This is a genomic window from Alistipes sp. 56_sp_Nov_56_25 (assembly GCF_001915285.1).
In the GTDB taxonomy this organism is placed as follows: Bacteria; Bacteroidota; Bacteroidia; order Bacteroidales; family Rikenellaceae; genus Alistipes; species Alistipes shahii.
In genome coordinates this window covers 195,029-207,112 of sequence record NZ_MNQF01000001.1, presented here as the reverse complement: position 1 = coordinate 207,112, position 12,084 = coordinate 195,029, and the positions used below count along the sequence as shown (strand labels likewise).

Below are 12,084 nucleotides of genomic sequence, written 5' to 3'. Positions count from 1 at the left end.
GCAATGTTTCACTTTTAACTTTTAACTTTTTATGTCCTTCCGCGCCGACCGCATCTACCTCGAGTTTCTCCGGCTGACCCGGAGACTCTCCAACCAGCAGATTATGATGCTGCTGGCCGTGGTGGTCGGTGTGCTCGCAGGGCTGGGAGCCTACCTGTTCGAAATGCTGCTGCACGGCATCAAGAGCGGGCTGATACGCTGGTTCCCGGTGGACAGCGCACATATCCTCTTCCTGATCTACCCCGCCGTGGGCATCATCCTGGCGACGCTGTTCGTCAAATACATCGTCCGCGACAACATCTCCGAAGGCGTGACGCGCGTCCTCTACGCCATGTCGCGCCGCAATTCGCGCATCGCCCGGCACAACTGCTGGACCTCGATCGTGGGCGGTGCGACGACCATCGGATTCGGCGGTTCGGTGGGACCCGAGGCCCCGATCGTGCTCACGGGAGCGGCCATCGGCTCGAACATCGGACGGCTGGCGCGCCTCAACTACAAACACACGACGCTGCTGCTGTGCTGCGGCGCGGGCGCCGCCCTCGCGGCGATCTTCAAAGCCCCGATCACGGGCGTGGTCTTCGTGCTGGAAATCCTGATGCTCGACATCACCGCCGGGTCGGTCATCCCGCTGCTGATCGCCTCGATCACCGCGACGACGATGGCCTTCATGCTGCGCGGCTTCGACCCGATTCTGGCCGTGACGCTGGCCCCCGCGGACGCCTTCGAGCTGTGGCAGATACCGCTGTTCATCCTGCTCGGCGTGCTGTGCGGGCTGATGGCGTGGTATTTCACGTCGATGAACTCGCGGGTCGGAGGTTTCTTCAAGAGCATCGACAAACAGTACAAGAAATGGCTGTGGGGCGGTGCGATTCTGGGTATCCTGATCTTCGTCTTCCCGCCGCTGTACGGCGAGGGTTACGAGGGATTCACCTCCCTGATGCACGGCAACGCGCAGGAGCTGTTCAACAACTCGCTCTTCTACCGCTTCCGCGACATCGACTGGGTGATCATCCTCTTCGTCATCGCCACGATGTTCTTCAAGGTCATCGCCATGTCGACGACCAACGCCGCGGGAGGCGTGGGCGGTACGTTCGCGCCGTCGCTGTTCGTCGGAGCCTTCACGGGCGCCTCGCTGGCGCTGGTGTGCAACACGCTGTTCGGATGGGAGGTGTCGATCGTCTCGTTTACGCTGGTCGGCATGGCGGGCGTCATGTCGGGGGTGATGAACGCCCCGCTGACCTCGATCTTCCTGATCGCAGAACTCTCGAACGGCTACGGACTGTTCATCCCGCTGATGATCACCGCCTGCATCTCGTTCGCCGTGGACTACTACCTCGACCCCGACTCGATCTACACCAAGCAGCTGCGCCAGAAGGGCGAACTGCTGACCCACGACAAGGACCAGTCGGTGTTCGTCTTCCTGAAACTCGAAGAGCTGATGGAGACCGATTTCCTGCGCATCAAGGAGAACATGACCCTGGGCGACATCGTGCACATCATTTCGACGGCCCGCCGCAACATCTTCCCCGTGATCGACAACTTCGGCCGGCTGATCGGCGTGGTGCAGCTGGACGACCTGCGCGAGGACATGTTCAAACACGAGAAGTACGGGCACCCGATCTCGGACTACATGATTCCGCCGCCGGACAAGATCATCGAACACGAGGCGATTTTGAGCGTCATGGAGAAATTCGAGGACAAGCACGCCTGGATGCTGCCCGTCGTGGACAAGCAGGGCCGCTACCTGGGATTCATCTCCAAGTCGCGCATTCTGAACGCATACCGCGAACAACTCGTAAAAATACAGCAATGACAACGGAAAATGCCCTTCCCTGGGCCGAAGAGGCCGACTGCGCCGTCACGGTGTGCGACACCGAAGGCGTGATCCTCTACATGAACGAAAAGGCGCGTGCGACCTTCGCCCAACACGGCGACCTGATCGGCCGGAACCTGTTCGACTGCCACAACGAACGGTCGCGCGAAACGATCCGCCGCATGCTCGCATCGGGAGGCACGAACGCCTACACCATCGAAAAGCAGGGCGTGCGCAAGATGATCTACCAGACGGCGTGGAGGGAGCGCGGCGAAATCCGCGGGCTGGTGGAAATCTCGATGGAGCTGCCGGACGAAATGCCGCACTACATAAGGAAATAAATAGACGAGGGGAGGTTTTTTGAAAACCTCCCCTCGTTTTACGGAAACAGTCCGAAACCGGCAGCATTGCTACAACTTGATGTCGTAAATCTGAATCACTCCGGTCAGCTTGCCGGCGGCGTCCGTCACGAGCAGCGAGGTGACCTTGTTGCGGGTCATCATCTTCTCGGCCTCGATCAGTTTCTCGTCCGGCGAGATGGTCTTGGGATTGCGCGTGGCGATGTCGGAAGCCCTGATATTGAAGAACTCCCCGCGCAGGCGCTCCATCGCGCGGCGCACGTCGCCGTCGGTGACGATGCCCTCGATCCGCTCGCCCTCGCAGATCACGATCAGCCCCAATCCGCCCTTCGAAATGGCGTGGATCATCTCCGCAGCCGGGCAGTCGGGCGCCACGACGGGCAGATCGTGGTCGCGCATGACGTTCCCTACGGTCATCAGCAGACGCCGCCCGAGGCTTCCGCCCGGGTGCAGGCGCGCGAAATCGACGCTCGTGAAACCCCGCATCTGCATCAGCGACACGGCCAGCGCGTCGCCCATGGCGATCTGCGCCGTGGTCGACGAAGTGGGTGCGAGATGCAGGATGCAAGCCTCCTCCTTCACCCCCACGTCGAGATGCACGTCGGAGTTCTTGGCCAGCGCCGAGTCGGGGTTTCCGGTCATCGAAACCAGCTTGTTGCCGTTGGAGTGGATGAAGGGGACGATCTTGAGGATTTCGTCCGTCTCGCCCGAATAGGAGAGCGCGACCACGATGTCCTCCTTCGAAATCATGCCCAGGTCGCCGTGGAAGGCTTCGCCGGGGTGGAGAAAGAAGCTCGGGGTTCCGGTCGAAGCGAGCGTCGCGGCGATCTTGCGCCCCACGAGGCCCGACTTGCCCATGCCCGTAACGATACACTTGCCGCGGCTTCCGAGGATCATCTCCACGGCCGTGGCAAACTCGTCGCCGAGAGTGTCTTCCATGCGTTTGAGCGACAGCATTTCGGTATGGATCGCCTTGCGGGCAACCTCCAGAATCTGCGCCTTGGTCGTATCTGTCATGCTTAACGAGAGTTAGATGGGTATTTTACAGCAGGCTTTTCACAAGGGTCTCCAGATCGTCGAGCCGCAGCATGTTGGCCGCATCGCTCAACCCCTTGTCGGGATCGGGATGCACTTCGAAAAAGAAACCGTTGGCCCCGAACGCCTTGGCCGCATGCGCCATGGCGGGCACAAATTCGCGGTTGCCGCCCGTCTTGCCGCCCGCCGCGCCAGGGCGCTGCACCGAGTGGGTGCAGTCCATCACGACCGTAGGGGCGATTTTGAGCATGTCGGGGATATTGCGGAAATCGACGACGAGGTTGTTGTAGCCGAACGAGTTGCCGCGCTCGGTCAGCCAGATTTCACCGGCCCCCACCTCGCGGGCCTTTTCGTAGGGATAGCGCATGTCCGCGCCCGAAAGGAACTGGGCCTTCTTGACATTCACCGTTTTGCCGGTCCGGGCTGCGGCGACCACCAGATCGGTCTGGCGGCAGAGGAAGGCCGGAATCTGAATCACGTCGACGACCTCGCCGACGGGTGCGGCCTGCCACGATTCGTGGATGTCGGTGAGCAGCCGCAGCCCCCACTTCGCCCGCACGTCCGAAAGCATCTGCAACCCCTTTTCGAGTCCCGGGCCGCGGAACGACGATATGGAGGTGCGGTTGGCCTTGTCGAACGAGGCCTTGAAGATGATTTCCGTGCCGAGGGTGCGGTTGATGGCCGCAAGCCTTTCGCCCACGGCGTCCAGCAGTTCGGCCGATTCGATGACGCACGGACCTGCGATAAATTTTATTGCCATAAAATTCGAATTAAAAATTAAAAATTAAAGATTAAGAATTCCGGAGAATTTTCAATCCCTAATTTTTCATTCTTCATTTTTAATTGGAGAAAGCGTTCCGCTTTCTCCAGATCCTCGGGCGTGTCGATGCCGATGGTCTCGACCTCCGAAATCCCCACGCCGATCTTGTAACCGTTCTCCAGCCAGCGCAGCTGTTCAAGCGATTCGGCCAGCTCAAGCGGCGACTGCGGCAACGCCGTCACCGCCCGCAGCACGTCGGCGCGAAAGGCGTAAAGCCCGATATGCTTGTAGAACGTGTGGCGCGCGAGCCACTCTTCGCGCGGAACGCCCCGCAGGTAGGGAATCACCGAGCGGGAAAAATAGATGGCCCGCGACTGCGCGTCGAGGACCACCTTGGGCGAGTTGGGATTTTCGAGGGCCGCCAGTCCGTCGGCCTCGGTGAAGGGTTTCACGAGCGTGGCGATGTCGGTCGCGGGATCGTCGAAACAGCGTTTCACGGCCTCCAGCTGCGAAGGACGGATAAAAGGTTCGTCACCCTGCACGTTGACCACCACGTCGTATTCGCGGCCCTGCTTGCAGTAGGCCTCCCAACAGCGGTCGGTGCCGCTCCGGTGGTCCGGGGAGGTCATTTCGACCCGTCCCCCGAAGGCCCGCACGGCGTCGCGGATGCGCTCGTCGTCGGTGGCCACCACGGCATCGTCCAGCACGCCGGCGACCTGCTCGTAGACCCGCTGGATGACGGGCTTGCCGCCCAGCCGCGCCAGCGGCTTCCCGGGAAAGCGCGTCGAAGCGTAGCGCGCGGGGATGATTGCCAAAAAATTCATAATTCAGAATTCAAAATTCATAATTACAGCCTCCCGTTTTTTCGTCAGGGCGGATGAAATCCGGGACTTCGTGAAACCGGCAAGGCAGAAGCATACACGGGGTATGTGGCTGCCGAAGCCGACGAAGGAAGCGCCAGAGTTCGCCGCCATCACGAAAAAACTATTCCAGAGCCAGCTGCAACACCTCCTCGTTGGTCTTCACGTAGTGGAACGTGAGGCCCGCGATATATTCGGGTTTGATCTCGGCGATGTCCTTGCGGTTCTCCTCCGAGAGGATCAGCTCCGTGATGCCGGCGCGTTTGGCGGCCAGGATCTTCTCCTTCACGCCGCCCACGGGCATCACCCGTCCGCGGAGCGTGGTCTCGCCCGTCATGGCGATACGCTCCTTCACCTTGCGGCCCGTATAGCTCGACACGATCGAAGTGACCATCGTGATGCCGGCCGAAGGACCGTCCTTCGGGATCGCACCCTCGGGAACGTGGATGTTGATGTCGTTCGTTTCGAACAGCTTGGGGTCGATGCCCAGCTCCTTGTAGTGGGCCATCGTCCACTCGTGGGCGATCGTCGCCGACTCCTTCATCACGTCGCCAAGGTTGCCCGTGAGGCTCACCTTGCCCTTGCCGGGCGTCAGCACCGACTCGATGTAGAGGATGTCGCCGCCGACCTCGGTCCACGCAAGGCCCGTCACGACGCCCGTCATGCCGCCCACTTCGTACTCCTCCTTGAGGAGCTTGGGCATGCCGAGGATTTTCTCGACGTCCTTCATCGAAATCTCGGGCGCGAAAGCCTCGTCGAAAGCGATCTGTTTGGCGCGGGCGCGGGCGATCTTCGCCAGATTCTTGTCCAGCGAACGCACGCCGGCTTCGCGCGTATAGCAGGCGATGACGTTCTCGACGACCTCCGGGGTCATCGTCATCTCCTGCTCCTTGATGCCGTGGGCCTCGCGCTGCTTGGGCAGCAGGTGGTCCAGCGCGATGCGCACCTTCTCCTCCAGGAGGTAACCGGCAATGTTGATCATCTCCATGCGGTCGCGCAGCGCCGGGGCGATATTGGCCACGTTGTTGGCCGTGGCGATGAACAGCACCTTCGACAGGTCGTACTCCATGTCGAGGTAGTTGTCGTGGAACGTGGTGTTCTGCTCCGGATCGAGCACCTCCAGCAGGGCGCTCGACGGGTCGCCGTGGTTCGAAACGGTCACCTTGTCCACCTCGTCGAGGATGATGACGGGGTTCGACGAGCCGCACCGCTTGATGGTCTGGATGATCCGGCCCGGCATGGCGCCGATGTAGGTGCGGCGGTGTCCGCGAATCTCCGACTCGTCGTGCAGGCCGCCCAGCGAAATACGGCCGAACTTGCGGCCCAGCGCCGCGGCCACCGACTTGCCCAGCGAGGTCTTACCCACGCCCGGAGGGCCATAGAGGCAGAGGATCGGCGATTTGAGGTCGCCCTTGAGCTTGATGACGGCCAGGTGCTCCAGCAGCCGCTCCTTCACCTCGTCCAGACCGAAATGGTCGTGATCGAGCTGTTCGCGGGCGCACTTGAGGTCGAGGTTGTCCTTCGTCACGTCGTTCCACGGCAGTTCCAGCAGCAGCTGCAGGTAGGTCATCTGCACCGAATATTCGGCCACGGCGGGATTCAGCCGCTCGACCTTCTGCAACTCCTTCTCGAAGGTTTCGCCCACCTCCGCGGGCCAGTTCTTCTTCTTGGCCTCCTCGCGCATCTTCTCGATGTCGGCATCGGCGCCGTCGCCCAGTTCGTCCTGGATCGTACGCATCTGCTGCTGGAGGTAGTAGTCGCGCTGCTGCTTGTCGATCTCCTGCTTGACGCGCTCCTGAATCTGGTTCTTCAGCTCGGCCAGCTGCTGCTCGCGGATCAGGATTTCGAGCAGCTTGCGGGCGCGGGCCAGCAGGCCGGGGGCCTCCAGCAGCGACTGGCGGTCTTCGTCCGTCAGCTCCATGTTGGAGCAGATGAAGTTGATGATGCCGCGCTTCGAGTCGATGTTCTTGATGGCGAAAGCCGCCTCCTTGGGCATCGACGGCGACACGTTGATGATGTTCAGCGCCACGTCGCGGATCGAGTCCACGAAAGCCTCGAACTCGATGCTCTTCACATCGGGAGTCGAATCGTGCAGGGCCGTCACCCGGGCCTTGAAATAAGGCTCGGTGGTGATGTACTCCGTGATCTCGACCTTCTCCAGGCCGTTCAGGATCACCGTGAGGTTGCCGTTGGGCATTTCGAGGATCTTGATGATCCGCGCGGCCGTGCCGACCTTGTACATGTCGTCCGGCGCGGGGTCCTCGACGTCGCTTTCGCGCTGCAACACGGCGCCCAGGATGCCGCCTTCGGCATTCACGGCGCGCACGAGGTTGATGCTCTTGTCGCGGCCCACCGTGATGGGCGTGATGGCGCCGGGGAAAAGCACCGACGAACGCAGCGTGAGAATGGGTATGATTTCGGGCACTTCGACCTCCTCCACAGGCTCGTCGCCGCCGGTCACGATGGGGATCACGCGGTGATTGCCGTCGAGCAGCTCGGGGACGAGATTCACGTCGTCTACTTCGATGGTTTTGATCTTATCTTTTTTGCTCATAGGATATACAGATATATAATGGTGCAAATATAACGATTTTTTAGAAATTTTATTTTATCTTTGACAGAATGTTAATAACTTTGCATCCCTGAAAACAAAGTAAAATTCAACGCGCCATGCAAATCGCAGACAAATACGCACCGCAGCAGATCGAATCCAAATGGTACGACTACTGGATCGAACAGCATATTTTCCACTCGGAACCCGACCAGCGGGAACCCTACACGATCGTCATCCCTCCCCCCAACGTGACGGGCATGCTCCACATGGGGCACATGCTCAACAACACGTTGCAGGACGTGCTGGTGCGCCGCGCCCGCATGTCGGGAAAGAACGCCTGCTGGGTGCCGGGCATGGACCACGCGTCGATCGCCACCGAAGCCAAGGTGGTGGCGATGCTGCGCGAAAAGGGCATCGAAAAGTCGTCGCTCACGCGCGAGGAGTTCCTCCGCCACGCCTGGGAATGGAAGGAGAAATACGGCGGCGTGATTCTCAAACAGCTGCGCAAACTGGGCGCCTCGTGCGACTGGGACCGCACGTGCTTCACGATGGACGAAGCCCGCACGGAGAGCGTTCTGCGCGTCTTCTGCGACCTCTACGAGAAAGGCAAGATCTACCGCGGCGTAAGGATGGTCAACTGGGACCCCGCGGCGCAGACGGCCCTCTCGGACGAGGAGGTGGTCTTCAAGGAGTCGCACGGCAAGCTCTACTACCTGCGCTACAAGGTCGAGGGAACCAACCGGGCGATCATCGTCGCCACGACGCGCCCCGAGACCATTCTGGGCGATACGGCGCTGTGCGTCAACCCCAATGACGAGCGTTACAAGGCCCTGCCCGCCGACGCCCGCGTCGTCGTGCCGCTGGTGGGACGGTCGATCCCGGTGATCCGCGACGAATACGTCGACATCGAGTTCGGAACGGGCGCCCTGAAGGTGACTCCGGCCCACGACGTGAACGACTACATGCTGGGCGAGAAATACGGGCTGGAGACCATCGACATCTTCAACGACGACGGCACGATCAACGACAAGGTGGGCATGTACGTGGGTCAGGACCGCTTCGACGTGCGCCGGCAGATCGAAAAGGACCTCGACGCGGCGGGCCTTTTGGAAAAGACCGAAGATTACACCAACAACGTGGGCTATTCGGAGCGCACGGGCGTGGCCATCGAGCCGAAACTCTCGATGCAGTGGTTCCTCTCGATGCAGGAGCTGGCCGAACCGGCGACGAAAGCCGTGATGGAGGACGCGATCCGTTTCGTGCCCGAGAAATACAAGAACACCTACCGCCACTGGATGGAGAACATCAAGGACTGGTGCATCTCGCGCCAGCTGTGGTGGGGCCAGCGCATTCCGGCGTACTATCTTCCCAAAGGCGGCTTCGTGGTGGCCCTGACGGCCGAAGAGGCGTTGGAAAAGGCCCGCGAGAAGGCCGGCGACGCCTCGTTGCAGCTGACGGACCTGCGGCAGGACGAGGATGTGCTCGACACATGGTTCTCGTCGTGGCTGTGGCCCATCTCGGTGTTCGACGGCATCCGCTTCCCGGACAACAGGGAGATCGGCTACTACTACCCCACCAACGATCTGGTGACCGGTCCCGACATCATCTTCTTCTGGGTGGCCCGCATGATCATGGCCGGCTACGAATACCGCGGCGAAAAGCCCTTCTCGAACGTCTACTTCACGGGCATCGTGCGCGACAAGATCGGCCGCAAGATGTCCAAGCAGCTGGGCAACTCGCCCGACCCGCTGGACCTGATTGCCCAGTACGGCGCCGACGGCGTGCGTATGGCGATGCTCATCTCCTCGTCGGCCGGCAACGACGTGATGTTCGACGAAGCGCTGTGCGAGCAGGGCCGCAACTTCGGCAACAAAATCTGGAACGCCTACCGCCTCCTGAACGGCTGGGCGGTGGACGCCGCGGCGGCGCAAAGCGAGAACAACCGTCTGGCCGTGGCGTGGTTCGGGCAGGCGTTGGACCGCTCGCTGCGCCAGATCGCCGAGGATTTCAAGTCATACCGCATCTCGGAGGCCTTCAAGGAGGCCTACCGCCTCTTCTGGGACGATTTCAGCGGCTTGTACCTCGAGATGGCGAAGCCCGCCTACGGACAGCCCATCGACGCCCCGACGATGGAGGCGACGAAGGGCTATTTCGACGCCCTGATGCGCGTGCTGCACCCCTTCATGCCGTTCGTCACGGAAGAGATCTGGCAGGACCTCGCGCCCCGCGCCGAAGGCGCTTCGATCTGCGTGGCGCAGATGCCCGAGCCTGCGGCCGAAGACGCCGCGATGCTGGCGCGCTTCGAACTGGCGAAGGAGATCATCACCTCGGTGCGCAACATCCGCAACCAGAAGAGCCTGCCGCAGAAAGAGGCGCTGACGCTCCGGGTCATCGCCGATGAGAACTATCCCGCGGAGTTCGCCCCCGTCGTGATGAAGATGGCCAACCTCACGGCCATCGAGACCGTGGCGGAGAAGGACCCGGCGGCCGCGGCGTTCATCGTCAAGACGACGCAGTACTTCGTGCCGATGGCCGGAAAGATCGACGCCGAGGCCGAGCGCAAAAAACTCGCGGACGATCTGGCCTACTACGAGGGATTCCTCGCCTCGGTGATGAAGAAGCTCTCGAACGAGCGGTTCGTCGCCTCGGCGCCCGAGAAGGTGGTGGCCAACGAGCGCGCCAAGCAGGCCGACGCCGAAGCCAAGATCACGGCGATCCGCGAACAGCTGGCGGCGCTCGAATCCGGCAAATAAGCATTAAAACAGCTATCATGGCCCTACGATACAAACTCTTCCTGTCATGCTGCGCCCTGACCATGGCGGCAGCCTGTGCCTATGCCCGGGGATTCAGACTGGAGGGAAGGATCGAGGGACTGCAAGCCGGAGACACCCTCCGTTTCGAGCGTATTCTCCTGCCTTCATGGAAGTACGGCCCGGGATTCGACGTCGTGGTCCGCAAACCGGGCGCATTCCGTCATCGGGGGAAGTCGGAACACGACCAGTACTACCTGATGACCTACCGCCCGAAAGCCGGAAGAGCCGCAGCCGGGGATCGCGGAGGCAAACCCGTCATCGTCAGGCCCGGCGATAGGATCGGCATGACCGGCTCGACGGATGCGATCTATTATTGCCGTCTCGGCGGAGGAATTTACGACGAGCCCATGCTGTCGAGCCTGCTGGCGGTCGATGATTCGCTCGGCCGGGTCCGGGGGCGTTATCTGGAAAATGCACGGGAAGCGTCGGAGCGGAACGATACGGCAGCCAGCCGGGAATGGGGCGGAAAATTCAACCGATTTTACAACGGCAATCCCGGCGTAGAACGAAAGGATATGCTGCGCAAAGCCTACGAAGCGGCCAATCCGCACGGAAGCCTGTACCTGTTGATCGACAGGATACCCAAGTTGTCGTACACCCCGGCCAAGGAGGCGCACAGGTTTTACAAGACATTGTCCGAAGGGTTGAAAACGAGCTATTTCGGCCGGATGTACGCAGACTGCATGGCAAGAATGGAACAACTCGCCGAAGGAAAACCGGCGCCGGATTTCACACTGGCAACGACCGAAGACCGTACTGTCGCCAAGGCTGATTTCAAAGGCCGATACCTGCTGCTCTACCATTGGGGATTGTGTCCCGGCTCGATCCATATCGACCGGCAGGTGAGCGATCTGTTCGAAAAGTACAAGGACAAAGGATTGCAGGTGGTGGGACTGACCGAATCCATCGCCGATATCCGGAGCGTATACGAAAGTCTGCCCGCAGGCAAAAAAACGCCGTCGCCGGGTGTGGACGACATGCGCCCCGTGCTGGCCGGCATGCTGGAACACGGATGGATCGAAGCGGAACTGGAAACCGGTCATCCGGAAAACCGGCAGATCATGGAAACGTATGCCATCGAAGGCCGGCCGTTCTTCGTTCTGATCGGTCCGGACGGCACCATACTGGCACGCAATTACACGAATGCCTTTTACCAGGCGAAAAAGATTCTGGACAAGGAGCTGGGCGGAACGGCCGCCGAATGAACCGCGAAACGGCCGGCGGCGGTGCGGCAGGCGCAAGCCCCGGAAAACCGGACCGGAACATCCCGTCATAAACTCTATGTTTGATCTCTAATCTACGCATATTTTGTCTCCGATCACCATCTACACCGACGGCTCGGCCCTCGGAAACCCCGGGCCGGGCGGCTACGGCGCAGTGCTTCTCTCGGGACACCACCGCAAGGAGCTGTCGCAGGGATTCCGCCTCACGACCAACAACCGCATGGAGCTGATGGCCGTGTGCGTGGCGCTCGAAACGCTCAAGTTCGAGGGTTCGGACGTGGTCATCTACTCCGATTCGAAATACGTCGTCGACGCCGTCTCGAAAGGCTGGGTCTTCGGCTGGGTCCGCAAGGGATTCGCGGGCAAGAAAAACCCCGATCTCTGGATGCGTTTCCTGCGCGTGTACAACCGCCACAACGTCCGTTTCGTCTGGGTCAAGGGCCACGCCGAAACAGTCGAGAACAACCGCTGCGACTGTTTGGCCGTGGCGGCGGCCAACGACAAGGCGCACTGGCTCGAAGACACGGGCTACGATCCCGCAGAGCGGTAAAACGGAAGGCCGCCGCACCGTTTTTTCGGCACAAAGTCCACCATAATCCATCGAATTATCGTACATTTTTCGCTTTTCGGGTTATTATTCCTATCTTTACGCCGCGAATTGCGTAAC

The 12,084-nt window shown here is 60.8% G+C and carries 9 protein-coding genes; 5 read left to right on the top strand and 4 right to left on the bottom strand.

What is annotated here, in order from left to right; genetic code table 11:
- The first annotated feature begins 31 nt into the window (after nt 1-31).
- Together BHV64_RS00695 and BHV64_RS00690 are read left to right on the top strand one after the other, a co-directional pair.
- A complete protein-coding gene (locus BHV64_RS00695) occupies nt 32-1,813 on the top strand; it encodes a chloride channel protein (protein ID WP_015547876.1) in 1,782 nt (593 codons plus the stop codon).
- On the top strand, nt 1,810-2,154 hold the full coding sequence (locus BHV64_RS00690) for a PAS domain-containing protein (protein ID WP_015547877.1): 345 nt from the start codon (nt 1,810-1,812) through the stop codon (nt 2,152-2,154). The genes BHV64_RS00695 and BHV64_RS00690 overlap by 4 nt, the downstream gene beginning before the upstream one ends.
- Before the next feature lie 69 nt (nt 2,155-2,223).
- On the opposite strand, the gene BHV64_RS00685 is transcribed toward BHV64_RS00690, so the two are convergent.
- From BHV64_RS00685 to lon, 4 genes are all read right to left on the bottom strand, one after another.
- Nucleotides 2,224-3,189, bottom strand: coding sequence for a KpsF/GutQ family sugar-phosphate isomerase (locus tag BHV64_RS00685; protein WP_015547878.1), 966 nt, complete (start codon nt 3,187-3,189; stop codon nt 2,224-2,226).
- A 25-nt stretch (nt 3,190-3,214) separates the two neighbouring features.
- Nucleotides 3,215-3,967, bottom strand: a complete 753-nt coding sequence (gene kdsA, locus BHV64_RS00680; RefSeq protein WP_288115467.1) for a 3-deoxy-8-phosphooctulonate synthase — start codon at nt 3,965-3,967, stop codon at nt 3,215-3,217.
- A gap of 17 nt (nt 3,968-3,984) precedes the next feature.
- Nucleotides 3,985-4,791 (bottom strand): 3-deoxy-manno-octulosonate cytidylyltransferase, encoded by an 807-nt coding sequence (gene kdsB / locus BHV64_RS00675; RefSeq protein WP_217727285.1) that lies wholly within the window; start codon nt 4,789-4,791, stop codon nt 3,985-3,987.
- Nucleotides 4,792-4,951: 160 nt separating this feature from the next.
- Nucleotides 4,952-7,381 carry an endopeptidase La gene (gene lon, locus BHV64_RS00670; RefSeq protein ID WP_217727284.1) on the bottom strand — a complete coding sequence of 810 codons (2,430 nt, stop codon included), beginning with the start codon at nt 7,379-7,381 and terminating at the stop codon, nt 4,952-4,954.
- 116 nt (nt 7,382-7,497) lie between these two features.
- Here lon and BHV64_RS00665 point away from each other — a divergent pair, with 116 nt between their 5' ends.
- From BHV64_RS00665 to rnhA, 3 genes are all read left to right on the top strand, one after another.
- Nucleotides 7,498-10,134, top strand: coding sequence for a valine--tRNA ligase (locus BHV64_RS00665; protein ID WP_217727283.1), 2,637 nt, complete (start codon nt 7,498-7,500; stop codon nt 10,132-10,134).
- A gap of 17 nt (nt 10,135-10,151) precedes the next feature.
- Entirely contained in the window at nt 10,152-11,399 is a 1,248-nt protein-coding gene (locus tag BHV64_RS00660; RefSeq protein ID WP_254886361.1) for a peroxiredoxin family protein, read from the top strand.
- 103 nt (nt 11,400-11,502) lie between these two features.
- Nucleotides 11,503-11,967, top strand: coding sequence for a ribonuclease HI (gene rnhA, locus BHV64_RS00655; RefSeq protein ID WP_022061132.1), 465 nt, complete (start codon nt 11,503-11,505; stop codon nt 11,965-11,967).
- Nucleotides 11,968-12,084: the final 117 nt, after the last annotated feature.

What these genes read in the sequence shown, in the direction of transcription:
- BHV64_RS00660 (WP_254886361.1), top strand. Translation starts at nt 10,152, where the DNA reads ATGGCCCTACGATACAAACTCTTCCTGTCATGCTGCGCCCTGACCATG.
- kdsB (WP_217727285.1), bottom strand. Translation starts at nt 4,791, where the DNA reads ATGAATTTTTTGGCAATCATCCCCGCGCGCTACGCTTCGACGCGCTTT.
- kdsA (WP_288115467.1), bottom strand. Translation starts at nt 3,967, where the DNA reads ATGGCAATAAAATTTATCGCAGGTCCGTGCGTCATCGAATCGGCCGAA.
- BHV64_RS00685 (WP_015547878.1), bottom strand. Translation starts at nt 3,189, where the DNA reads ATGACAGATACGACCAAGGCGCAGATTCTGGAGGTTGCCCGCAAGGCG.
- BHV64_RS00695 (WP_015547876.1), top strand. Translation starts at nt 32, where the DNA reads ATGTCCTTCCGCGCCGACCGCATCTACCTCGAGTTTCTCCGGCTGACC.
- BHV64_RS00690 (WP_015547877.1), top strand. Translation starts at nt 1,810, where the DNA reads ATGACAACGGAAAATGCCCTTCCCTGGGCCGAAGAGGCCGACTGCGCC.
- BHV64_RS00665 (WP_217727283.1), top strand. Translation starts at nt 7,498, where the DNA reads ATGCAAATCGCAGACAAATACGCACCGCAGCAGATCGAATCCAAATGG.
- lon (WP_217727284.1), bottom strand. Translation starts at nt 7,381, where the DNA reads ATGAGCAAAAAAGATAAGATCAAAACCATCGAAGTAGACGACGTGAAT.